Here is a 24,322-nt window from a genome sequence, read left to right on the forward strand (position 1 = left end):
CTGCAATAATGATAACAGTAAAAGTTCTACTCGGTAAGGATACTGTAAGCATATACAGGAAAACCGGGGATATCTCGTCGGTGGAGAGCACGGCCGAATCCGGGGGATATGTGATAACCCGACATTTCGAGACCGAAGCTGAATACAAAGCCTACGCAATGGCTGTGGAAGACCTGGACGGACATGAAGACTGGCAGATGCTGACTCCTGCCGTTACGCCGGAAGCTCCGTTCCGCAAAGGGGAATTTGTCCGGCTGACAGACGATGCAATTAAGCGGATACGTGAAAGTTTCGGGGACGGACCGGCTGACTACAGAAAGGAAATGATTTTGGAGGTGATTGCCTGGTGCCGCTATGAAGGCACATGGATCATTGAAGTCCGAGATATCCGTGAAGACGATACTCAGGAGTTCGATGCCGTTTTTCTGCGCCCCTTGACGGCACGGGATCTCGTGGCTATTTCCGCACCCCGACACCCGCTATCCACTGCGATATATCCTATTCACATCCGATAACTTAAATGATGCATGATGGAAAATATATTCATACTGCCCGGAAACGAACAGGAACTGTTTAACCGGTATTTAGATAACAACGAATACGGCCCTCTGAAAGAACGGCTGGAACTGGTCAGGAAAGCCTTGAGCAACAAGCTTTCCCCGGATGAACGCAATAAGCACGGGCTGAACGTGGGTGTGCATGAACTGTCCATGGAACGTAAGGAACTGGAAAGAAAGATATTCCAAATGGCACTCAAATCCTTTGCAGAACGGGTTTGTGACGAGCAACGCGCTCTTTGCGAACAGGGGTTCTGGCAGGCACCGTGCGGCAAAGAGGCGGAATATATCTCCTCCGCTCCGGTTCCGGACCTTGTAACGGACGTGAAGCAGTACAAGACCATTTGCCGCTGGTGGGAGAAGCTGTCCGATACCAGGAGGCTGAAGGTAGCGGCGATGTTTGCAAACGAACTGGGACCGATATACGGGCACGACACCGAAACGCTGGAACGGATTTATAGCCGCTGGTTTCTACTCTCCTTAGATGGCAAACAACGCATCTACCATTCATGGACCACAAACGAAAAACAGACTTCACCATGCCATACAAAAGCTCGGGAATAATCATCAGCGGGACACAATATGACCGCAGGCAGAAGCTCACTCCTTTTCAGAAGGCTGAAATTTTCCACCGTTACATGACAGAAGCTGTCAGCCAGCGCCAGCTTGCCCGGGAATACGGTGTCAGCCGCAGGCTGATAACCTTCATTGTGAACCCAGAAAGCGAAGAGCGGAACAAGGAACTGCTGAGAGAGAACAAGGCAAAAGGCTTGTATAAATATGACCGGAAGAAACATACCGAAAATATACGCAACCACCGTCGTTACAAACAGAGATTATTTCAAGAAGGTAAAATCATACTAAAAGATGGATAGACAATGAGAATACAGGAGAAACAAAAAGCGTTGGAACAGGAAGTTATAGCCAACCTGTGTGCGATACCGAAAATGCCGGAAAATATGTTGCCCCATACGGTATATGTCGAGGAGGAAGGGGAAGACGGGTATGGCCACGGGATACCGGTATACACCATGTACCGGTTGGAGGAGATACGCACGGACGGAAGCTGCACGCTTTACAACGCGGAAAGCCGGGAGCGTTTCACCTGCCGCCACCTGCATGAGATTAACATGGACTGGCTGGTGACAGTCTGGGAACGTTATCTGGAACTCTGTGTCGAGCAGGATATCTGGAAAGGGAATGCCGTTGCATTCCTGAAAGACCGTACCGGCAAACCGGAAGAGGAAATCATTTCATTCGTGGAAACCTCGTGGGACAAATGCCAGGCTTATACAGACAACCTCAAGGCGTTTCTTGGGGAAGATAAAGACCGGGAAATATGGATATTCTCTTTCCCGCTGGACGAATTTGAACGTGACGTTCCGGCCGGGAAAATCATCGTTGATTACGAAAATAACCCCGCAACGCGGGTTGAGAAGATGACACCGCTGGAATTTACGGCCAACATCAATGATGAATGTTTTGATGACCGGAACAATTGGGTAAGAGCCATTGAACTTCCCAAGCAGGAATAATAAACTATTTGAATCAATAAATATGATTACAAAAGAAAACATTGGCAACGAGACCTTTGAGTCTATGACCATCAATGACACGCCTGCATTGTTTACGGATATGCGGATTGACCGGAATGCCGTTCCGGAGGGACTGTACGCATACGATATCCGGGAGTCGGATGACGGGGACCGTCTGGCGACCATCGAACCGACGGTGATGGTAAATCATGGCGGAACCATCCTGACCAGGAAAGAGTTTATCACGGAAAAGGACGGCTATGTACAGATTGACGAATACGGTTTCGAGGCCTCCATGACACTGGAAGAGTGGCTTGAGGAAAACAATTAAATGTATAAAGGATATGGATATTAAGGAACTGACAGAAAGGTATCAGGATCGTTTCGATGCCCATTACCTGCAAGACGATAACGGAACCGGCAGAAAAGGTCGGAAACGGAAAAAGGAAGTTGAGACCCCGAATTTTCTCAAGGATGTTATCCGGCCGATCCTGGACACTTTGCCGGACTTGTTGCCGGAGTACGGGTTCACCAAAACTACGGATGATTACGCCATGTACGGCGAGTATTACCGTATCAAGGCGGGTATCGTCCTCGTGGGAGGTTTTTCCATCGATGAGGATTTTAACCTGTACTTCACGCCATTGTTCCATGGCAAAGCCTGCGGTAAGAGTCACAAAATCGACAGCATCGGACAACTCGTTGAAATCATCCGCGAACAATTTGAAAGAAGGGAGGTGAAGATGAAAGGATAGTTTCATGCAATAGACATGGGTCGTTCCGTAATTTATTGTATATTTGTCAGATGAAGAAAGTCTGTATATGTATTTCGGACGAAAGCCCGGCAGTTGAACGGATTACAGGCACTTTCATGTTTGGCTGACATCAAACCTAATATATCTATTTGATATGAAAAAGGAAGAGATTATTCGCCGCTGTTACGGCGGCATGAAGGAAAGGCATGGCGTGGAAACCATCATCCTTTTCCATGTCGGAGATTCATTCGAGGCGTATTTTGATGATGCCGAAACGATTACCCGGATCACGGAAGTGCCCCGGTTCAAGATGACGGCGGCAGGTATACCTGCCATCAGGATTTCCGACGCCGCCTTGGAAGAATGTAGAAACCGGTTGCTGGATGCAGGATGCAAGGTATGCGTGTCCGAGGTCCGGGGGGTATCCGGCCGCCACATTCTCAAAATCAATGAAACAAATACGGAAACGGGCCGATGAATTGATATTGATAGCGGCAGCAATAGGTCCTTGGACACTGTTGGTGGTAGCGGTATTAATCATCGGAACGCTGAAATGCTGTCTGACCACGGACTCGGACAGCATTGACGAAAGTATCAACAAATCACCGGGGATAGTCGCGCATGTCATGGTACTGGACAGTACGGATAATGGTTTTCGGGTGGTTTATGCGACGGCTGCGCCGGTAACGGATGAAAGGTTTGCCGAGATATGCGACAGGCCGGGTATTTTGGAGGGGTTCGAGAACCTGAAACGGAAAGCTCCCGAACACTTTGGCGGCAACCTGCTGGAAACCGACATCTGTGACTTCGCGTTGTACGCCTACCGGTTTCCTATCGATAAGGACGTACGGATACACAATATCTTTGTCGCCGGTAAAGAGAAAATGGACTTCTATGTCCGGAACAACCCGGACCTGCCCGGGTGCGCTACATGGATGCACCACGGTACGGAACAAGGGAACCAATATCTGAATGCTGACGATATAAATCACTGTATACCCAACGGAAGGCGGATTTACCGTTATTGGAAATGCCGTTATCTACTGCAAACTTCTGATACTGACGAGCGTTTCAGTCATTTTACAGAGGAGGAAAGGCTGTACTGAATGCAGCCTTTTCTCTATATATATTACACATAACCATCTGAAAATTAATAACTAAAACGTTTTGTTGGCGTGAAAAATTGGCATATATTTGTATGGAAAAGTGACCCATTGAAAACAGATTGTCAATTGAAAGCAATAGATTGAATATGAAAGAACAGTAATATGACATCGGAAAAATCGCAACTGAAGTTTGCGAGATCGGAAGAGACGGGCGAACTGATAGGGTTCGTTTCGCGCCATTCCAAGACACGTAAATTGATGGGAGTCCGTGAAGACTCAAGATTCGGCAAGCAGATTTGTGTCCTTTCGGAAGACCTGAAAGGAACTCTCGAGCCAAACATACTATACTCGGTAGAGTTGAAACCCATGCACAAAGCCAACGGGTATGTAGTCGTTGCCGCTACCCCCGTGTTATTTCAGGCGCATGTGGAAACAGTGATCGTCCCGAAGACATTGTATCAAGTAACTGTGACGTTCGGCAACAAAAAGATTTTCTTCGACCCGAAAGACGGCAAGAGCGTAATGAGCCGCACAATAGACGGTGTGCTGGAAATCCTCAAGGGACGCAAGGATATCAAGTACAAGGAAGGTGTCATCACCGACTATCTGAATCAGGCGCGTGCTCTGGTACGACGTATGGAATCCGACGGGTTCATCTATACGGGAGACAGACATCAGGGAGGAATTCAATGAAAGAAAAACCGGTCGTGGGTATTGCGACCGACGGTGCCCATTCTGCAAAAGAGAGGTTGACACGCTTCCGGGCTGTCGACCTCTCTTCAGGAAAAGAACTCTTTTCCAAAGCTATCGGTAACTGGACGAACAATATCGGGGAGTTTCTCGGCATTGTCGAGGCGGTCAGATATGTCATGGAACATCCGGAAAGTCCGCGAACAATCTACTCGGACAGCATTACAGCCATCACGTGGTATCGTAACAAACAGACAGCCTCTTCACGCAGATGCCCGGCATTGCAGAAAGCGGAGATATTCCTCAAAGTGATGGAGGCAAGAATCAAGGACATCGAAGTGCTGCACTGGGACAACCGCCTGTGGGGTGAGATTCCTGCCGACTTCGGAAACAAATAACAACATCAATATGGCAAAATTAAAATCACAGTCACAGAAATATGTTGAGCTGAAGGAGGAAGACTACCTGTTGCTCATCGAGAATACCATCAAGATGGAAGCCCTGAAGATTGCCGGTATCGAAAAGATGCCCATATACAAGGCTATGGAACATATCCTTGAACACGAGCACATCGACCTGCTCGTCAAACCCGTTTCAAGGAGATATTCTTGATTTTTTTAGGTGGACAATAATACACCCCACAAGCAAAATCAATGCTTATCAGTACCAAATGATAGTATATAATAACAATTAATGTAAATCAATGCAAATCAGATGATTAAGAAAGTGGCGCATGTACGGAATTATCTATACCATACATGCGCCACTTTGCTCTATACACTTTTTGATTTCCTTGATTGATAAAAGAAGGTTCTTTTCCAGTGTTTTACAATCCGACTTTTTTATATACTTTTGTCTTCAGTATCAGTTGGTTATTGAAACCCTCTATGTATGCTTATAAGTAGAGATTAGCTTTTTTAAGCGAAACTAACTACTGGTTATCAATCAATTATCAAACAAAAAAAGTTTGCCCGTAAGGCAGGCCTTTTTGTAAAACTCAATAAATATCATAGTCAACACTTCCCCGAAAGTTATGATAAACATTCTATAAGATCAATCTTGATTTTCAGAAACTTTTAACCGACATTTGCTCCTACAATACCCCGCGAGTGCGTTGTATTTTAAGAAACATTTTCTAACTTTGTGGTGCTATCCGATGGGTAGTGACATATTGATTGATGAAAGTGTTTAGCTTTTATCCTTACGTGGAAATCTGGAAAATTTCAATAACTGAGGGATAGGCAATACAAACACTCATCACTTGCGTAGCTATATCATTCTCGATATACTGCTCAAGTGTGGGGTATTGTTTATTTCAGTTAAGGTATTCCAGAACCTCCACGTAAATAAACTAACAACTCCACACTTTCTTTTTATAGTTACCCGAAAGGAGTTGGGCGGGTGTTTGGGGATAGTATGAATAGTTGTTATGAGGCAGATTTACTTGCCAAAGTAATGAAAGATATTATGTTGCTTTCAAGTGTGGAAACCCCAATACCTGATGAATTATCTTCTGACAAGAGGTCAGTTGTTAATGCTTCGTATCCTATTCTAATATATCCTTGTTCTTTACATTATTATCTTCATTCAGATAACAAGGGAGTCATAAGAGATAAACTTTTATTAATAGCACAGGAAAAATATGGATTTAAGATACCTCAATTTAATGAACGTAAACCAATTTTGTCAGATATAAGTAAGGGGGTATTTTATGAAAAAATGGGTATAAATATTAAGAATATTGTTTATTCCCTTGGTTGTATATTGCTTTGTCTAACTATTATAACGCTGTTTGCGTCCCTTTTTATTTGGGTTGGGTTTGCCGTATTGTACAGACCTTTTGCAATGAGTTTTGAGGTTAACTTTCCTTATGCTGAAAGTTATTATATATCCCAATGCTGTTTCTATGGTTTTGTTATTAGTACACTTATAACCCCTATAGCTCTCTTATTTTTACATAAAATATTTGAAGAATTACCATGGTTTAGAATAACAAAATTTCGACCATATACAAATTCAGAACGAGAGGAGTTATTACAACAGAAGTTACAAGATTATAAAGTTCGCCTTAATCAGTATAAGGAACAGTTGCAACATGATTATAGCATTATTTATAATAATTTGAGTAATATTTATAAAGATTTATGGCGGGAAAAAATTGAGCCAATGGCTGATTATACTTATGAGTGTAATCCTAAAAAGGGGGTATTTGAGGAAAAACTATTAAGATATTTTCGTATAAGATATCCGTCATATATAAAGGGTGATACGAAGATTGGGCCATTCTTTCCTGATATATTGTTAGATATAGATGGTATTGCATATATTGATATTGAAATTGACGAGCCTTATGATTTACAAACTGGCGATCCAATACATCAAATATCTGGTAAGGATGATCTTCGAAATGAATTTTTTAGAGACTGCGAAATTTTTGTAGTAAGATTTGCTGAATTTCAAATTTGCCATTATCCAAATGAATGTATATCCATTGTTGATGCAATAGTGCAATTTATAAAAACTGGCGATCCACAATGCTTATCCTCTATAAGAGATTCTGTCCCTCCTATAAAACGGTGGAGTAATGCGCAATCTCGTATGATGTATATGGATTCTCTACGCACAACGTATGACGATTGCGATTGGGAATCTTACAAAAATCAATATGAGGAATATTTTCGTCCTGCATCTCTTGATGTATTATATGGAGAAGAACCTATCGAGCAAATAATGCTTTCTGCAATTCTTAAACAGATAGAAATAACCGAAATAACCGCGTATAATGATGTTAATTTGATGCGTATTACATTTGTTCCTGATAATGGTAAAATGAGATATGCATTATGTCGTCAAGAACAATTTTATTGTGATGGTGCACAGAGAGTTCCGGAGATTATTGATGAGCATGGTTTGCCAATAACAATTACATTTTATCGGGATAGTAATGATAGACCATGCATTTTAGACATCACTTATCGTAAGATGGATACAATGCCTCTAAGTTCTGAAATGAAAGAACTTTTGCGAACGGGAGCAGTACAAGTAAAGTTTTAGTAGCGACTAATATAACAATATCCTACTGATGCAATCTGCTTATTTTTACTGCTTCACCTGCGGCTACTCTGATTCCTGCGTAGGCCATCGTTGGGAAGATGGTACACCATTAGCCAAATTCACCTCTTTTGCTTGTAAGGATTGTAAAAGGCTGTGTGATAATTCATATCTAAAAGGTGTGCCTAATTTGTCAGCGACTACATGGAAACCTACTTGGGAATATGTCCCCGATGAACCTTTCTGCATGTGGTGCGGGTCAAAGAATGTCGAAGAGTGGAGCGAAGATAATCCGGTATGCCCGAAATGTGGAGGGGTGATGCAGAAATTCGATAAATAAGATAGATTTACTCACTTACTTTGTAAGATATATAAAGTAAATGAGTGAATCTAAGATCGAAAATATACTCAAAAACTAAAAAAATAGACCCATGAAGAAATTATTATCCTTTTTATTAGTCTTGTGTTGGTTTACGTCTGGTTATGCACAAGATAAAACAGATCTGCGCAAAGGCATTGAGGCATATAAGAATAATGATCCGGCTTTAGCATTAGAACACTATGATCGTTACATCGAAAATAATCCGGATGATTCCGATGCGTTGTATCTACGAGCTATCGTGTATTATGAGTATGACAAGTATAATGATGCTCTTTCAGACATAACACATGCGATTAGAACTCACACAAAAAAGACTGTAATGTCTAAATCTCAATTATACCATTTGCGAGCCAAGATTTATGATATGGTCGATAATTATGATGCGGCACTGGTCGATTACAATGCAGCATTGAGGTTATCATCGCAAGATGTTGATATCCTTTGTGGCCGAGCTCAATTATTCTATAATCGCAAAGATTACGCTTTATCGGATAAAGATTACAATGAGGCGTTGCGGATTAATCCCAATCATCTCAAAGCACAAATAGGGCTTGCTCGCAATAAGATTGAGATAAAACAATTTCAATCTGCAATCGACATATTGAACCAAGTTGAAAAAATGGACGATACTTATGGTGAAATATACAGATTTCGGTGTGAAGCTTACTATGAATTAGGGGATTCCCGTAAGGCTGTAGATGACTTAATCAAGTATATGGAGATTGCCCATATAGATAATTTTTCGATACGAAGATTGATTGATTATTCTAAACAGATTCCTACTTATGCTACAGCTCGATTAGGAAGTGCGATAGCAGAGCATCCGGATGATTGGGAATTGGTATATGTTCGAGGAAAGTTACACTCTGCTCGGGAAAAGTATGAATTAGCACTAATAGATTATATAAAAGTCAAAGAATCTCGTGAAGAACCTAATCTTTCGATTTTGTATGATATTGGAATATGCTACAAAGAATTAGGACTTTATTTACAAGCAATAGATGCTTTCGACCAAGCCAATGCCGTAGAAGAAAATGCTGATGTCTATACTGCAAAAGCAGACACAGAGCGATTGAATGGAGATTATGAAGCTTCTATTCGGGATTTTACCAAAGCCATCGAACTTGCCCCTATGAATGGTTGGACCTATTATAGACGTGGCTGGGTTAAAGAACATATTGGAGATAAAACCGGAGCTTTGGAAGATTATAATGCAGGAATTGAGATTGAGCCGGATTATTTGTATACTTATCTTAATAGAGGTAAGTTATATTTAAATATAGGGAAAATAGAATTGGCAAATAAAGATTTCAACTATGTCGTTAATAATGAATCAAAAGAATATATTGGGAATTGCAAGCAATATGCTTTATTCTATCTTAGCCGGGAAACAGATGCTATTGAATATATGAATACGATTTTGGAGAATCGGCCAACAAGCAGGGCATATTATGATGCAACTTGTCTATATTCCATTATGAATAAACCTGAACAGGCCCTTAAATATTTAAAGATAGCTTTGGAAAAAGGATATAGGGATTTTATTCATATGGATGTTGACGAAGATTTGGATAATATCCGGAATTTGCCGGAGTACAACGCATTAATTGAGAAATATCGAAAAACGAATTTGGATATATCTTCTACTATTATTATAGAAAGAGATACGACACCTGTCACAGCAGTAGTTCCAATGAAGAAATTATCTTCGGGTGTATTCGAGATACCTTGTAAAATTAATAATTTGCCATTAAAGTTTATTCTTGATACGGGCGCCAGCGATATTTCCATATCTTCGCTTGAAGCTACCTTTATGCTTAAAAATGGCTATCTAAATAGATCTGATATTTTAGGTAGACAGAATTATCAGACAGCATCTGGAGAAATTATGCAGGGAACTAAAATTAAATTACGCAATGTTTCCATCGGAGAGATAAGTTTGAAAAATATAGAAGCATCCGTAGTTCACAATCAAAACGCTCCATTATTATTTGGACAATCCGCTTTAACCAGATTTGGGAAAGTATCGGTTGACAATAAAAACAGCAAGCTAATATTCACCAAAGAATAATAGCTATATTCAACTAATTACTAATATTTAACAATCATGAAAACAAGTTTCACCCAAACGATGATAGCTATCTTAGCTATTTTCGCTCTTTCATCCTGCTCGAAAGAATTTTATCAAGTATTAACGGCCGAATCCAAATCGGTCGAAACCCAACAGACAGGTATGGTCTATGAGGACGAGAATTGTAAAATAACATACAATTTATGGGCTCCTCATGGAAACGCCGGATTTATATTCTACAATAAGACAGATAAAAACATTATTGTAGATTTGAAAGAATGTTTCTTTGTCTTCAACGGCTATGCCAATGATTATTATTTGAATAGAAGTTACGTTTATGGCAAGTCCGCTAACATTGGTATGGGAAAATCATTAGGTAAATCTGCAAGTTATTCCGAAACCTTGTCTGGGACTCTTTATGGAGATTGGTTCGGTTATAATGCAAGTGTATCAGGTAGCATGTCAGGCTCCATCGGTGCATCCCAAAATAATACAACTTTTGTGCAAGCAGGAGCGAATGCTTCGATAGAAATTAAAGAACAAGATTTAATCTGCATCCCGCCCAAAACATCTAAGCTATTCTATGAGTATCAAATTTTGGAAAATATCTATCGAGAATGCGGATTCTTGCTTGCTCCCAAAAAATCGGGAGTGAAGCATTTGAAATATACGAATGCCAACTCTCCTATAAAGTTTGGTAATGTAATCAGCTATAAAATTGGAGAAAATGGCTCGCCTGTTGTCGTAAACAATGATTTTTATGTTGCAGATATTGCGAATATTACTGCAGATTCGTTTACCACAAATATTAAAATCGAGAAAGATTGTATGGGAAAATCTTACATAACAAGCCAATATAAGACAGTTTGCAAGGAACAGGCTCCGAATAAATTTTATATTAAATATGTTCAAAATGCCAAAAGCTCAGATAAATATTAATTAAAATTTGTCGAGTTATCCCCGCATTCTCCGGAATGTGGGGATTTTTGTACTTGATGGAATACAAACATCCTTAGATCGAACGTAAATCATACTCATTTACTTGTATATAAATTAATAAAGTAAGTGAGTAAGTAAGATTGTTTTTCTCCGGTCATATTATCACCTAAATTCGGTTCCTCGTAGAATTGTTTCTTAAATATGGAGTAACTATATCTGCTCCTTGATTGCAATATAATTGGCCCGATTCCTGTCTTTTTGGGGTGAAAAAGTCGCACGATTTCCTCATAAATTCTGCCCCGAATTCAACTTTCCTATCATAATGGAAGAGAAATACAGATTTATACGTTGATGATAGCGATAATAGTAGTTAGATGTTGTTATTAATGATATTACAAGGTTAAGCCAAGCCAAATTTTTACCACAAATTTTTTTTGTAACTCCCCGCACTTGTCCGAGCGCAGGATATTCCCCGAATACCCCCCCCGCTTTGCGGGATTGGGGTGCGACCCCGGCTATCCTCCGGGGATATTATATTATTCCCGCGGTATTGTCGAATCTAAACTTTTATGGCTATGACAAACACACTCAAATTCCTGCGGACCTTTACCCTCGACGAGTTCAAGGAGTGGAAAGGTATTCTGCAAATCCGTATCATCCGCAACGAGCAGACGGGAAAGTATTTCTTCGGATATGGCGATAAGGCGGGCGCCGTTACCTCGAAGTATCCCGCAGAACCGCTCGATCATCCCGTCGTTTCAGAGGTGATCTCCGAGGAGAGCGGCGAACAGTTTCTCCTGCTTCACAATGCCGGGGACAACCCGCAGTTCACCACGGTTGCCACGCTATAACCTTGTCCCTCTCTCTATCGAAAGGCTGTTCCTCCAATTCCGGGGGAGCAGTCTTTTTATTATGTTCAACCCAATTCATTCATTTCATCATGCAATTACGTCATTCACAACGCCGGGCAGCCAAGATGCGCTTAGCCCTGCAAGGAGCCTCGGGATCGGGAAAGACCTATTCGTCGCTCCTTATCGCCCACGGCATGACCTCCGACTGGAGCAAAATCGCCGTCATTGACACCGAGAACGGGAGTGCGGACCTCTATGCCCATCTGGGAGCCTACAACGTATTGTCTCTCTCGGAGCCTTACAATCCCGAGAAATACATCGACGCCATCGGTATCTGCGAAAGTGCAGGCATGGAGGTAATCATCATCGACAGCATCTCCCATTGCTGGGACTATCTGCTGGATTTCCACGCCAATCTGCAAGGCAACTCCTTCGCCAACTGGGCCAAGGTTACGCCCCGGCAGAACGCCTTTATCCAGCGGATTCTGAACTCCTCATGCCATGTGATCTGTACGATGCGAAGCAAGCAGGAGTACGTGCTCAACGAACGCAACGGGAAGATGATCCCCGAGAAAGTGGGACTGAAAGCCGTACAGCGGGACAATGTAGACTACGAGTTCACCATCGTATTCGATGTCAACATGAAACATTATGCGTTGGCTTCCAAGGACCGCACGGAGCTCTTCGCCGGAAAGCCGGAGTTTCCGCTTACGGAACAAGTCGGGATGCAGATTCTCGGCTGGTGCAACCAATGTCGAACCCAACCCTCCGCAAATTATGGAACAAGCTATCCTGCGGGCAGAACCGCACAATAACGTACTGCCCTTTACGCTCCGTGAAGATGCACGGGACGCAACGCAGCTGATTATCCCCTCGCCCTCGTTCGAGGAGCAAGAGGAATCCCCGTTCCGGGAAACTCCCGAAGAACAGCCCCGCAAGCCTTTCATCGAAGCAAATACCAAGGCCGTGACACTCGGTCATCTGCAAAACGACTGCATCACCCCGGTATTCTCCAAGGACAACGAGGTGACCATCTCGCACAATCAGTTCATCGAAACCACATGGGAGTGTGCGCAGCGGATGTTCCGAAGCTGTACGGTAGAGGAGCCCGAGATACGAGTGAGCCATATCGTCAAGGGACGGACCCCCGAAGCCATCCACAAGGCCGTAAAAGACCTTACCGAGGATGACAAGACCATCTATTACGAGCGGATGATGTTCTGCATCGAGATACCCGCCGTAACGGAGGTTATCGACGGATGCAGACTCAATCTGACCGTTGGAGGGGTAAGGGCCTACAATCAGGAGAACCTTTACAGTAAGAAGGGCTTTGAGAAATTCAAAGTATTTATCGGGTTCAAGAACATGGTGTGTTGCAATATGTGTGTGGCAACGGACGGACTGGCCGGGGAGATGCGGGTGACGAACACGCAGGAGCTGACGGCAAAGATTACGGAGCTGATCGTGAGCTACAATGCCAAACGGCATTTGGAGCGGATGCGGGCGTTGCTCGATACCTCCATGTCGGAAAGCCAGTTCGCGCAGATGGTGGGAAAGGCTCGGTTGTATCAGTTCCTCCCGCCTGCACAGCGTAAGCAGCTCCCGGAGTTCGAGTTCACGGACTGCCATCTGAACACCATCGCAAGGGCCTATTACAACGATACGGCGTTTGCATGCGACAAGCAGCGGGAGATTGACCTATGGAGGGTGTTCAACCTCTTTACAGGGGCCAACAAGTCCAGCTACATCGATTCGTTCCTCGCAAGGAGCCGGAATGCGTCGGTATTCACGGAAGGAGTGGCTAAGGCTCTTATAGGCGAACCCGAGTACAGGTGGTTTGTAGAGTAAAAAAACGTAATGGTATGGTACGGTTGTTCTACAAGATGATATTCGGGTACCTGATCAAACGGTGGGGTTAAGAAATTATGCTTACCTTGCCTACCCATTAAACAAAGGAGAGGGTCCCAAAGCCCTCTCCTTCTTACTAAAATTACTCCTGCTGCCGTTGGACCCTGCCAATACGAGCCACAGGAAGCTGAGCCAACTCTATTTCCTCCGGTTCCTCCGGGACCTGAACTTCTACCATCGACTCTAATTCAGACAACAAGGAATCTGGCACTGAAGGCTTTCGCAGTCGCAGAAGATACCCATATCGCCCGTCTTTCTTAACGCGCTTATAGCCCAAACTCATCAGAACCCGTCCGAGTTTCTGATCTGAAAGCGATCTCAAACCGGATAACTGCAACAAGCTTTTCAAAATATCCGTTGTTTTCATAAATAAAACGCCTGCATCACCCTCATTACAAGGTTCATAGAACGAAGTTAGTTGCTCTTCCTCTACGCACACAGCACGAAAAGCTTCATTATTTCGCTCCAAAACAGCCATCTCATCTTTATCAAACCAGTATTGGAATCCACCCACCCATAACGCAATAGCCTGAGCATATACTTGTTCCATATTAACGTCATGGTTATTGACAATATTTTCAGCTACAAAACACAAGAAGCGTCTGTTTCCGGTCATATCGGGCAACAAATCATAATTATTTGTCGAACCTGCAAAAGAAGCTCTTCGGGTATAGTTTTCATGAACAAAAGCATACGCCCGACGAACATAAATACACGACTTTGTTATCAGCTCTTTTAACGCATCAGTATCCCGACGCATATTTTCAAGCTCGTCCATAATTATCAAACAACACTCGGAAAGTTTTATCTGTGAATCTTTATCCCGCACATTCACTTTGCCGGTAAAAATATAATTGCTCAGAACATCAGGAATTAATGCTTTTAACCACGTAGTCTTTCCACAACCTTGTGGACCACATAAAATCAATGCGGTATGGTTGACAATATCAGGCTTAATCCACGATATTACCATAGCTACTAACCATTTACGAAGGCATATAGCCCAAAAATCTGGATTAGTCGTCCGTACAGTTGCCGCCAACTCTCCAATATGGTCCTGTCCATCCCAGTCCGGAAGATTTTTCACGAATGCTTGGTACGGATCATATGGCATTACAAAATCCGATGCCAAAATCTGACGTAAAGAACTTATGGAACACGACAGATCAGACAACTTTAATTCTCGGAGAAGACTATTATAATCATAATCTCGCATATCCCGGAAGTCTTTGTCTACAATACGCCCAAATTCAACCTTATTCGACACGAGATTGTAACGAAACCGATATTTGCTTCGCAGATACATTTCAATTTGTATCAACACGTTATCACCTTTCTTAGCTGGTTTTGCCAATTCCACGAGAGGCTGGGGAGCAGGCATTTCGCCTGCACCCTCTACAAAAGCCTCCAATCCGGGATTATCATCCGGGGTTATTCCGGCATCTGCTACCCCCTTAAATTCGTCAAGCGCATTACTCATGGCGCCCTCCTTTCTGCAACGCAGGGTTGCCTTCGATTAAAGCCATCAAATCACGCTTGGAAATATAGTGCTTCTTACCAAGCATTTTCGTCGGCAAAATACCTTCCGAAATCCACGTAAAAAGGGTGCGCCGCGAAACTTTGAGGATTCTCATAAGATCGGTCAGATCGTAAATAATTTCCTCATCATTTTTTCTAATTTGTGTTGCCAGCAACTCTACTTGTGCCGACAAATTGGTTAAATTTACATGTTCTTGCATGTTTTTATGAAAAATAAAGACCTTTTCATCAGACATTACTATGACTGATATAGCAGCGAAACTCTTCTCCCGTTCAGATAGGGATAAAAAAAATGCGTAAATAAACGATCGCTGCACCGTCTTTTTACACATGGGAGAAAGTATCGCCCGATATGTTCAATCGTTTTGACCTTTCTCTTCAGCCAACCACTATCGTAGTCCGCTGTCTTGGCTTTCAACCGCCCTATCGCATGTTGAAAGTTGCTCGTATTTTCCGAATGCAAAGTAAAACAATATTTTTTTCACTTCCAAATCTTCGAATCCCTTTTTTCTAAAATTTCACGCTATTGCATTCATTTTCAGGGAACATCATATTTCGAGACAAAAGGACGAATCGTTGGACCGGAGTAAGACACACCACATAAAACATTGATTATCAGCAATATTATTCCAGGTTCGAATCCTGGTAGCTCAACTCAAAAAGGATGCCTCGCATGCGGGGCATCCTTTTTCGTTCTCGGGCTATTTCCCCGCGTCCTGCGCGCTCCAGTGGAGGGGGGGGGCACTTGTTGCCCGGAGCGAACAGACGGTACGATGCCTCGGACACCGCCGACAAAAAAAGCCGGGAGAACCCCCTCCCGGAGTTCTCCCGACTGTACGGACAGAGCCAAAGGGCTATTTGCCGAGCCCCATCTTCTCGATCAGGGCCTTGGTTTCGGGTTTGTGGCCCCGGAAACGCTCGTAGAGCTTCATCGGATGTTCCGTGCCGCCTTTCGAAAGGATGTTGTCGCGGAACGACGAAGCCACCTCGCGGCTGAAAATACCCTTCTCCTTGAAAAGCGAGAAAGCGTCGGCCTCGAGCACCTCGGCCCACTTGTAACCGTAGTAACCCGCCGCATAGCCGCCCGAGAAGATGTGGCCGAACGAGGGCGCCATAGCAGTTCCCGCAATGACGGGCATCACCTGCGTCGGGGCCATCGAAGCCACCTCGAACTGCTCCACGTCGCCGTCGAACGGCTCGGTGAGCGTATGCCAGGCCATGTCGGTCATGCCGAACGAGAGCTGGCGCACGTTGGCGTAGGCCGCCAGGTAGTTCTGCGCGGCGACGATGCGGTCCACGATCTCGGCGGGAATCGGTTCGCCGGTCTCGTAATGCACGGCCCACAGGTCGAGGAACTCCTTCTCGGTGGCCCAGTTCTCCATGATCTGCGAAGGCAGCTCCACGAAATCGCGGTAGACGCTCGTGCCGGTCAGCGACTCGTATTTACCCTCGCCCAGCATGCCGTGGAGGGCGTGCCCGAACTCGTGGAGGAAGGTCTCCATCTCGTCGAAAGTCAGCAGCGAAGGCGTCGTCTCGGTGGGCTTGGTGAAGTTCATCACCAGCGACACCAGCGGGCGGGTCTCCTTGCCGTCCTCGATCTTCGTGCCGCGGAATTCGGTCATCCACGCCCCCGAACGCTTCGAGGCACGGGGGAAGAAATCGAGATAAAGCACCGCCATGAAACGGCCGTCGGCATCCGTCACGTCGTAGGCCGTCACGTCGGGATGGTAGACCGCGATCTTTTCATTGGGCGTGAAATTCAGCCCGTAGAGTTTGTTGGCCAGCATGAAGACGCCCTTCTTCACGTTTTCGAGTTTCAGGTAGGGTTTCACCAGCTCGTCGTTCAGGGCGTATTTCTCATCCTTGTATTTCTCGGTGTAATAGGCCCAGTCCCAGGGCATCAGCTCGCCTTCGAAGCCGAGCGACGCGGCATAGTCGGCGACCATGCGGTAGTCGGCGTCGGCATAGCTCTTGGTCTCGGCGAGCAGTTCGGCGAGGAAGTCGTTGACGATCTTCGTGTTCTCGGCCATGCGGTTTTCGAGCACGTAATCCGCATAGCATTTGTAACCCAGCAGATTGGCCATCTTCAGGCGCGTGTTGACGATCTTCTTCACGATCCCGGTGTTGTCGTATTCGCCGCCCAGCGCCTTGGAGCCGCTGGCCCGCCAGAGTTTCTCTTTCAGGGTGCGGTTCGACGAGTAGGTCATGAAAGGAAGGTAGCTGGGGTATTGAAGCGTCACCGTCCAGCCCTTTTCGCCGCGGGCCTTGGCCTCGGCGGCCATCCCCTCCTTCACGAACGCCGGCAGCTCGGCCACCACCTTCGGATCGGTGATGTTGAGCGTAAAGGCGTTGGTCGCGGCCAGGGCATTCTGCCCGAATTGCAGCGTCAGCGCCGACAGTTCGGAGGAGTACTGGCGGTAGAGCTCCTTATCGGCGTCGGACAGGGCCGCACCGCTGCGGGCGAAGCCCTTGTAGGTGTTCTCCAGCAGTTTCTTGTCCTCTTTCTTGAGGCGTCCCGGATGCTCGTAGACGTATTTCACGCGGGCGAACAGTTCGGGATCGAGCGAAATGTCGTTCGACAGCTCCGTCAGCTTGGGCTGCACGCGCTGCGCGATCTCCTGCATCTCGTCCGACGAATCGGCTTCGAGCAGGTTGAAGAAGAGCCCCGAGATGCGGTTGAGCAGCTCGCCCTGACGCTCCAGCGCCACGATCGTGTTGCCGAAGGTCGGCTTCTTGGGGTTCTTGACGATCGCCTCCACCTCGGCGCGCGAGCAGGCGATCGCGGCGTCGAACGCCGGTTCGTAGTCCGAGAGTTTGATCTCGGAGAACGGCGGGGTCTCGTGAGGCGTATCCCATGCGGCCAGCAGGGGATTCGACATATCCAGTTCGGGCAGCTGCGCTTCGGGAATCGAATTGTCGGCACAGCCTGCCGCCATAGCGGAAACAGCCATAATAAAGAGTGCTTTTTTCATTTTTTATTTCGGTTTTCGGGTTTCTTTCTGAATGGGTTTCGTCCGGTCAGTTTTCGGGAACAGCCTCTACGCGGAAGCCCTCGGCAGGCTCAGGCGAGCCGGCCAGCGAATCGACCGGTTCGGGTTCGTTCCACAGCCCCCGGCTGCGGAGCATCGCCCGCTTGTCGGGGTCCTTGCCGCGGAAATCGCGGTACATGGTCATGCCGTCCTCCGAGCCGCCGCGGGCGAGGATCTTGCGGCGGAAATCGTCGGCGATCTTCTTGTTGAACAGGTCGCCGCTCTCGCGGAAGGCTTCGAAAACGTCCTTGTCCAGCACCTCGGCCCACGTGTAGAAATAGTAGCCCGCGGAGTATCCGCCGTCGAAGATGTGCGAGAAGTAGGGATAGCGGTAGCGCGGCTCGATCTGCGGAATCAGCCCGCGTTTTTCGGTCAGGGCCTTCCGCTCGAACTCCATCGGGTCGAACGGCTCGTATTCGGTGATCGAGTGGATGTCCATGTCCGACAGCGACGCGGCGATCAGCTCCGTGGTCATGAAGCCCTGGTTGAACAGCTCGCTGCGGCGCAACTTCGCCACCAGATACTCCGGAATCACCTCGTTCGAACGGTAGTGCACGGCGTACTGCTTCAGCACCTCGGGATCGAAGGCCCAGTTCTCCATCAGCTGCGAGGGCAGCTCCACGAAATCGCCCTCCACCTCGGTCAGTCCGCGGTACTTCACGTCGTGGAAAAGGAAATGGAGCGCATGCCCGAATTCGTGGAACAGCGTTTCGGTTTCGTCGAGGGTCAGCAACGCGGGGGCGTTGCTCGTCGGACGGGTGAAGTTGCAGACGATCGACACCACGGGCGCCACGCGCTTGCCGTCCTCGTAGGTCTGCTCCACGTAGTTGCCGCACCACGCGCCCTGGCTCTTGCCGTCGCGCGGGAAATAGTCGAAATAGAGCACGCCCAGATGCGATTCGTCGGCATCGAGCACCTCGTAGGCGATCGCATCGGGATGGTACAGCGGCACGACGATGGGACGGAACGTGATGCCGTAGAGGCGGTTCGCCAGGAAGAAAATCCCCGACTGCACGTTCTCCAGCGAGAAATAGGGACGCAACAGCTCCTCTTCCAGCTGGTATTTCTGCTTACGGACCTTCTCGGCATAGTACCACCAGTCCCACGAGGCGAACTCCCCGTCGGGGTAATCCTTTCTGAAGAGCTCCTCCATCTCGGCGAGTTCGCCCTTGGCGCGCTCCAGCGCGGGCGTCCAGATCTCGTTCAGCAGCTTGTAGACGGCGTCGGTCGTCCCGGCCATCTCGTCGGCCACCACATAGTCGGCATACGACGGATAGCCCAGCAGATGGGCCTTTTCCGTGCGCAGACGGATGAAGTCGTTGATCAGCTGTTTGTTGTCGTACTCGTCGCCGTTGTTGCAGCGGTTGAGATACGCCTTGTAAATCTCCTCGCGCAGTTCGCGTTTCTGAGAGTAGGTCAGAAACGGGATCAGGCTGGGTTTGTGCAGCGTGAAGACATACTTGCCCTTCTTGCCCGTCGCTTCGGCCTTCTCGCGGGCCTGATCGCGGACGTTGGAGGGAATGCCGTCCAGGTCGGCCGATTCGAGCACCAGCGCATAGTTACCGTTCTCGGCGAGGATGTTCTGCCCGAACTTCACCGCAGCCAGCGACAGTTCGCCGTTGATGGCTTTCAGACGGGCTTTCTGCTCGGCGTCGAGCAGCGCCCCGGCGCGCACGAAATCGCGGTAGGTCTTCTCCAGCAGACGGCTCTGCTCGGCATCGAGCTCCAATGCGCCGCGCCGGTCGTAGACGGCCTTCACCCGTTCGAAGAGCTTTTCGTTCAACAGAATCTTATCGGCGTGCGCCGCCAGCAGGGGCATCACCCGCTCCTGCAAAGCCTGCATCTCGGGGGTGTTCTCCGCGGCGCAGAGCATCCCGAAGATCAGTTCCGTCTGCGCGAGCATCCGCCCCGAGCGGTCGTAGGCGAGGATGACGTTATCGAACGTCGGGACGTCGTTGTCCGACGTGATGGCGTCGATCTCGGCGTCGTGCAGCGACATGCCGCGCTCCAGGGCGGGCAGGAAGTGTTCGGGAGCTATCCGGTCGAAGGGCGGCACCCCGTAGGGCGTATTCCATTCGGCGAAAAAGGGATTTTCGCCCGCATGCTTGTCGGATTTGCAGGACACGAGTGTCATGGTCAGAATAAGTGTCAATAAAGCGGTGATACGTTTCATGCTGTCGTGTTATTTTAGTAACTTTGCCGCATATTATTTACAAAGTTACAATAAAATTCCATAAATAACGCCTCCGATCATGCAACTATTTTACGCACCGGACATCATGCCGCCCCTGTACGCCTTGGGCGAGGAGGAGTCGAAACACTGCGTCCGCGTACTGCGTCTGCGGCGCGGCGAACGTATCCATATAACCGACGGACGGGGCAATTTATTTTGCTGCGAGATCACCGACGACGATCCCAAACGCTGTACGGTGCGGATCGTCAGCGTGGAAGAGGAGTTCGAAAAAATGCCCTATGCGCTGACTCTGGCCGTCGCGCCGACGAAAAGCCCCGACCGTTTCGAGTGGCTGTTGGAGAAGGCCACCGAGGTCGGCGTCACGGAGTTCCTGCCCCTCGACACGGCCCACAGCGAACGGCACGTCTTCAAGCCCGCACGGGGCGAGAAGGTCATCACCGCAGCCCTGAAACAGTCGCTGAAAGCCTATCGCCCGGCGCTGCTGCCCCTCACGCCCTTCCGCGAAGCGGTGCTGCGGCCCTTCGAGGGACGGCGTTTCATCGCCCACTGCGCCCCGGCCCGGTCGCCCGAAGGCAAGGTCTACCTCCCCGACGCGCTCCGCCCGGGCGAGACGGCCGCGGTCTTCATCGGCCCCGAGGGGGATTTCTCGCCCGAGGAGATCGACTTCGCCCTCGCCCGCGGGTTCGAGGAGATCACCCTCGGCACCCAGCGTCTGCGCACCGAAACGGCGGCCCTCGCGGCCGCGGTCATGGCCTCGGTCGTAAACCCGCCTAAGAGGCGGGACTTAGGAGTGGCGGAAGCGGGAAACGGGCTTTGACGTACAAAATCCTGCCGCAGCACCTAAAACCCGCTTTTTAAGCGGGGGTTTTGATACTTTTGCCGCCAAAAGTACATAATATGTTAAAAATATAAAACCTGAATAACTTGCAACGCCTCCACACCATCTTCCTGTCGTTCTTCAAGATCGGACTCTTCACCTTCGGCGGCGGCTACGCCATGCTGCCGCTGATCGAGCGGGAGCTCATCGCCAAACGCAAATGGATCGAGCAGAAGGAGTTCCTCGACCTGCTGACCCTCGCGCAGTCGGTTCCGGGACCGATCGCCGTCAACACCTCGGTCTTCGTGGGCTACAAGGTCCGCGGCTTCGGCGGCGCCGTGGCGGCCCTACTGGGGTGCGTGCTGCCGTCGTTCGCCATCATCCTGGCCATCGCGCTCTTCTTCTCCGACATCCGCCAGAACCCGGTCATCGACGCCGCCTTCAAGGGCATGCGCCCGGCCGTCGTGGCGCTCATCATCGGCCCGGTCATCTCGCTGGCCCGGGGCATGCACTGGACCATGCTGGGGGTGATCGCCCTCGCGGCCCTCGCAGTCTGGGGGCTGGGCTGGTCGCCGATCTGGGTGCTCGCCGCCGCAGCCCTGTCGGGCATCGCGTGGGAACTCGCAACCGTTAAAAAGAAAGGAAAGCAATGATACTCTGGCAACTCTTCCTGTCGTATCTCAAAATCGGATTCTTCGGATTCGGCGGCGGCTACGCCATGCTGTCGCTGATCCAGAACGAGGTGGTCGTGCAGCACCAATGGATGACCAACGCCCAGTTCGCCGACATCGTCGCCGTGTCGCAGATCACCCCCGGCCCCATCGCCATCAATTCGGCGACCTACGTGGGTTACAGCGTCGGGGTCCAGACCGGACACCTTTGGTGCGGCATTCTCGGGTCGGTGATCGCCACCTTCGCCGTCTGCCTGCCGTCGCTCACGCTGATGATCCTCGTGGCGCGCTTCTTCATGCGGCTCCAGCACAACCGGCTGGTCGAGGGGGCCATGCGGGGCATGCGTCCGGCGGTGATCGGCATGATCGCCGCGGCGGCCCTGCTGCTGATCTTCCCCCACAGCGACGCCCCCGGCGACCAGAACTTCATCGACGTCTGGAGCTGGGTGCTGTTCGGCGGGGTCTTCGCAGGGTCGTGGCGCAAGATCAACCCCATCCTGCTGATCGTCCTCTCGGCCGCGGCCGGAATACTCATCTATTACGTGTTCTGACGTGCGCCGTCAGCCCGCCGTACAAACGCCGGGCCCGCGTCAGCACATGCAGTGTCCCCAGGATTCCCGCGGCAAGTCCCGCGGCGTAATGGCACAGCCCGACCGGCGTGTTGGCCCCATCTACGCAGCACAATAACAGCACCGCCGTAACAAGCAGCGGAACGCATACGGCCGACAGCGCCGATACGATCCGGCTCCTGCCCTTCGGGCCTTTCGCCCACAGCCCTCTATACCACCCCCAATGGTCCCTGACGTGTATGGCTCCGAACACCGTAAACAGCAGACCGACGAGCGTGTGGAACACCGCCCAGCCGTGCCAAAGTTCATGGTCCGCGCCGTGCCCGGCGACATGCAGTTCCAAACCCGTATATACCGTCAGCGCAAAAAGAGGCGCCAATACTGAATCCACAAGGAATACAAACCGTTTTTCGTTCATCGTTTTTTTGATTGCAAAATAACGGCTTGCCGGGTAAACGGACAATGGACGCCACGAGGCGGGATTTGGACTATTCGAGGTATTTTTTCCGATAGGCGGTGGGATTCATTCCGGTCTGCTTCGTGAACAGGCGGGTGAAATAGGCATAGTCGTCGAAGCCCAGTTCGCAGGCTATCTCCCCGATGTTGCGCGTCGTATAGACCAGCATGCGCTTCGCGCGCAGCACGATTTCGTTCCGGATGTACCTGCCGACACTCTCCCCGGTCACGTTTTTCACCACCTCGTTCAGATAGACCGGGGAGATATGCAGAGCCGCCGCATAGTGGGCCGGATTCCGGACGATCCGGCCGTCTCTCGCCAGCAGTTCCCTGAATGCCAGCACGATTTCCACATGCCGCCGGTTTCCGGGCAATCGGCCGACCGCACTCCGCAGAATCTCCGTCACCATCCCCATCAGCGCATCCGACAGATACCGCACGATGCGTTTCGAATCGTCGTTCTCCAGGCTGTCCATCCTGCGGAGGATCATCGCAAACAACCGTTCCAGTTCGTCCCGCTGCGCCCCGGCGGTACGGCAGGGAGCCGGACACAGCGCATATTCGGCGAGCACCTGCTTATTCGGGGGATCGACGAGCGCAGCGTCCGCGAAGAGGAGCAGCGCCTCGGCGTCGCCGGCATCCGCGACGCGGTGGACCTGTCCCGGCCGGACAGCCACGACATCGCCCTCCGAAAGGCTATACTCCCTGAAGTCGATGCCGACACGGCAGCTTCCGCCGGTCACCAGCCCGAACACATAGAAATCGTCGCGGTGGGCATATCCGACAGGCTCTCCCGCCGACCGGGAAGCGATCTCCTTGACGAATATCCCGAAATCGGAACGCTGGGCCGCCTTGTGCAGGGGGATGGAGGCGGATTCCGGATTCACAGCGCCAGCAGCATGGTTCCGCCCGTCAGCAGCAGGAACAGGAAAGCCGCGAGGAACAGCATGCCCAGCACGGCGACGAAGGTTCCGATGCACCCCCACCGCTGATCGCCGCCGGGCAGCGGGTCGGTCAGCAGGGCGATGACGAGCCCCACCAGCGGCGTGAAGATCACGCTCAGAAGAAACGCCCAGCCGAAGCCGATGCGCCGGCGGCTGCCGATGATCCCCACCAGCACGGAGAGGAAACAGCCGCTCAGAAGTCCGAATATCAAGGTCAAAACACTCATATCTTGCGTTTTAATCCAATGTCAAAAGGCC

27 protein-coding genes are annotated in these 24,322 nt (G+C 49.0%); 20 read left to right on the forward strand and 7 right to left on the reverse strand.

The window, feature by feature from the left end:
- The first annotated feature begins 8 nt into the window (after positions 1-8).
- The 17 genes from WMO46_RS08915 (at position 9) to WMO46_RS08995 (ending at position 13,785) form a co-directional block, all read left to right on the forward strand.
- Positions 9-515, forward strand: a complete 507-nt coding sequence (locus WMO46_RS08915; RefSeq protein WP_004293676.1) for a hypothetical protein — start codon at positions 9-11, stop codon at positions 513-515.
- Between the two features lie 15 nt (positions 516-530).
- Positions 531-1,121, forward strand: coding sequence for a hypothetical protein (locus tag WMO46_RS08920; protein ID WP_229053208.1), 591 nt, complete (start codon positions 531-533; stop codon positions 1,119-1,121).
- Positions 1,097-1,432 (forward strand): helix-turn-helix domain-containing protein, encoded by a 336-nt coding sequence (locus WMO46_RS08925; RefSeq protein ID WP_004293678.1) that lies wholly within the window; start codon positions 1,097-1,099, stop codon positions 1,430-1,432. Before WMO46_RS08920 ends, WMO46_RS08925 begins: the two co-directional genes overlap by 25 nt.
- Before the next feature lie 3 nt (positions 1,433-1,435).
- Positions 1,436-2,092 (forward strand): hypothetical protein, encoded by a 657-nt coding sequence (locus WMO46_RS08930; protein WP_004293679.1) that lies wholly within the window; start codon positions 1,436-1,438, stop codon positions 2,090-2,092.
- A gap of 22 nt (positions 2,093-2,114) precedes the next feature.
- Positions 2,115-2,423: an LPD28 domain-containing protein gene (locus WMO46_RS08935; protein WP_004293680.1), complete on the forward strand. Its 309-nt coding sequence runs from the start codon at positions 2,115-2,117 to the stop codon at positions 2,421-2,423.
- A 13-nt stretch (positions 2,424-2,436) separates the two neighbouring features.
- A complete protein-coding gene (locus WMO46_RS08940; protein ID WP_004293681.1) occupies positions 2,437-2,847 on the forward strand; it encodes a hypothetical protein in 411 nt (136 codons plus the stop codon).
- Positions 2,848-3,001: 154 nt separating this feature from the next.
- Positions 3,002-3,325, forward strand: coding sequence for a MutS N-terminal domain-containing protein (locus tag WMO46_RS08945; RefSeq protein ID WP_004293682.1), 324 nt, complete (start codon positions 3,002-3,004; stop codon positions 3,323-3,325).
- Positions 3,297-3,953 (forward strand): hypothetical protein, encoded by a 657-nt coding sequence (locus WMO46_RS08950; protein WP_004303923.1) that lies wholly within the window; start codon positions 3,297-3,299, stop codon positions 3,951-3,953. The genes WMO46_RS08945 and WMO46_RS08950 overlap by 29 nt, the downstream gene beginning before the upstream one ends.
- Positions 3,954-4,115: 162 nt before the next feature.
- Positions 4,116-4,646, forward strand: coding sequence for a hypothetical protein (locus WMO46_RS08955; RefSeq protein ID WP_004293684.1), 531 nt, complete (start codon positions 4,116-4,118; stop codon positions 4,644-4,646).
- Positions 4,643-5,041 carry a ribonuclease H family protein gene (locus tag WMO46_RS08960; RefSeq protein WP_004293685.1) on the forward strand — a complete coding sequence of 133 codons (399 nt, stop codon included), beginning with the start codon at positions 4,643-4,645 and terminating at the stop codon, positions 5,039-5,041. The genes WMO46_RS08955 and WMO46_RS08960 overlap by 4 nt, the downstream gene beginning before the upstream one ends.
- A gap of 10 nt (positions 5,042-5,051) precedes the next feature.
- A complete protein-coding gene (locus WMO46_RS08965; protein WP_004303920.1) occupies positions 5,052-5,255 on the forward strand; it encodes a hypothetical protein in 204 nt (67 codons plus the stop codon).
- Positions 5,256-6,098: 843 nt separating this feature from the next.
- A complete protein-coding gene (locus WMO46_RS08970; protein ID WP_302588429.1) occupies positions 6,099-7,697 on the forward strand; it encodes a hypothetical protein in 1,599 nt (532 codons plus the stop codon).
- A gap of 428 nt (positions 7,698-8,125) precedes the next feature.
- Positions 8,126-10,147: a tetratricopeptide repeat protein gene (locus WMO46_RS08975; protein ID WP_349094210.1), complete on the forward strand. Its 2,022-nt coding sequence runs from the start codon at positions 8,126-8,128 to the stop codon at positions 10,145-10,147.
- A gap of 36 nt (positions 10,148-10,183) precedes the next feature.
- Positions 10,184-11,086, forward strand: coding sequence for a hypothetical protein (locus WMO46_RS08980; RefSeq protein ID WP_349094211.1), 903 nt, complete (start codon positions 10,184-10,186; stop codon positions 11,084-11,086).
- A 575-nt stretch (positions 11,087-11,661) separates the two neighbouring features.
- Positions 11,662-11,937 (forward strand): hypothetical protein, encoded by a 276-nt coding sequence (locus tag WMO46_RS08985; RefSeq protein WP_015548057.1) that lies wholly within the window; start codon positions 11,662-11,664, stop codon positions 11,935-11,937.
- Positions 11,938-12,062: 125 nt separating this feature from the next.
- Positions 12,063-12,752: an ATP-binding protein gene (locus tag WMO46_RS08990; RefSeq protein ID WP_349094212.1), complete on the forward strand. Its 690-nt coding sequence runs from the start codon at positions 12,063-12,065 to the stop codon at positions 12,750-12,752.
- Complete coding sequence (locus WMO46_RS08995) at positions 12,715-13,785, forward strand: DUF3871 family protein (RefSeq protein ID WP_349094213.1); 1,071 nt, start codon at positions 12,715-12,717, stop codon at positions 13,783-13,785. Before WMO46_RS08990 ends, WMO46_RS08995 begins: the two co-directional genes overlap by 38 nt.
- 142 nt (positions 13,786-13,927) lie before the next feature.
- Here WMO46_RS08995 and WMO46_RS09000 read toward each other — a convergent pair whose 3' ends face one another.
- The 4 genes from WMO46_RS09000 to WMO46_RS09015 form a co-directional block, all read right to left on the reverse strand.
- Positions 13,928-15,325 carry a VapE domain-containing protein gene (locus tag WMO46_RS09000; RefSeq protein ID WP_349094214.1) on the reverse strand — a complete coding sequence of 466 codons (1,398 nt, stop codon included), beginning with the start codon at positions 15,323-15,325 and terminating at the stop codon, positions 13,928-13,930.
- On the reverse strand, positions 15,318-15,620 hold the full coding sequence (locus WMO46_RS09005; RefSeq protein ID WP_195636335.1) for a helix-turn-helix domain-containing protein: 303 nt from the start codon (positions 15,618-15,620) through the stop codon (positions 15,318-15,320). Before WMO46_RS09005 ends, WMO46_RS09000 begins: the two co-directional genes overlap by 8 nt.
- Before the next feature lie 618 nt (positions 15,621-16,238).
- On the reverse strand, positions 16,239-18,320 hold the full coding sequence (locus WMO46_RS09010; protein ID WP_278966780.1) for a M3 family metallopeptidase: 2,082 nt from the start codon (positions 18,318-18,320) through the stop codon (positions 16,239-16,241).
- A gap of 82 nt (positions 18,321-18,402) precedes the next feature.
- Positions 18,403-20,586, reverse strand: coding sequence for a M3 family metallopeptidase (locus WMO46_RS09015; protein WP_129651667.1), 2,184 nt, complete (start codon positions 20,584-20,586; stop codon positions 18,403-18,405).
- A gap of 79 nt (positions 20,587-20,665) precedes the next feature.
- Here WMO46_RS09015 and WMO46_RS09020 point away from each other — a divergent pair, with 79 nt between their 5' ends.
- The 3 genes from WMO46_RS09020 (at position 20,666) to WMO46_RS09030 (ending at position 22,646) form a co-directional block, all read left to right on the forward strand.
- The gene (locus WMO46_RS09020; protein ID WP_129651666.1) at positions 20,666-21,424 is read left to right on the forward strand and encodes an RsmE family RNA methyltransferase; all 759 of its coding nucleotides are present in this window, start codon (positions 20,666-20,668) and stop codon (positions 21,422-21,424) included.
- Between the two features lie 107 nt (positions 21,425-21,531).
- Positions 21,532-22,077 carry a chromate transporter gene (locus WMO46_RS09025; protein ID WP_019151149.1) on the forward strand — a complete coding sequence of 182 codons (546 nt, stop codon included), beginning with the start codon at positions 21,532-21,534 and terminating at the stop codon, positions 22,075-22,077.
- Positions 22,074-22,646 (forward strand): chromate transporter, encoded by a 573-nt coding sequence (locus WMO46_RS09030; protein WP_129651665.1) that lies wholly within the window; start codon positions 22,074-22,076, stop codon positions 22,644-22,646. Before WMO46_RS09025 ends, WMO46_RS09030 begins: the two co-directional genes overlap by 4 nt.
- On the opposite strand, the gene WMO46_RS09035 is transcribed toward WMO46_RS09030, so the two are convergent.
- From WMO46_RS09035 to WMO46_RS09045, 3 genes are all read right to left on the reverse strand, one after another.
- On the reverse strand, positions 22,627-23,055 hold the full coding sequence (locus tag WMO46_RS09035) for a hypothetical protein (RefSeq protein WP_278966769.1): 429 nt from the start codon (positions 23,053-23,055) through the stop codon (positions 22,627-22,629). The genes WMO46_RS09030 and WMO46_RS09035 overlap by 20 nt on opposite strands.
- 97 nt (positions 23,056-23,152) lie before the next feature.
- Positions 23,153-24,007, reverse strand: coding sequence for an AraC family transcriptional regulator (locus WMO46_RS09040; protein WP_019151152.1), 855 nt, complete (start codon positions 24,005-24,007; stop codon positions 23,153-23,155).
- Positions 24,004-24,291, reverse strand: a complete 288-nt coding sequence (locus WMO46_RS09045; RefSeq protein WP_019151153.1) for a hypothetical protein — start codon at positions 24,289-24,291, stop codon at positions 24,004-24,006. Before WMO46_RS09045 ends, WMO46_RS09040 begins: the two co-directional genes overlap by 4 nt.
- Positions 24,292-24,322: the final 31 nt, after the last annotated feature.

Source organism: Alistipes intestinihominis (assembly GCF_040095975.1).
In the GTDB taxonomy this organism is placed as follows: domain Bacteria; phylum Bacteroidota; class Bacteroidia; order Bacteroidales; family Rikenellaceae; genus Alistipes; species Alistipes senegalensis.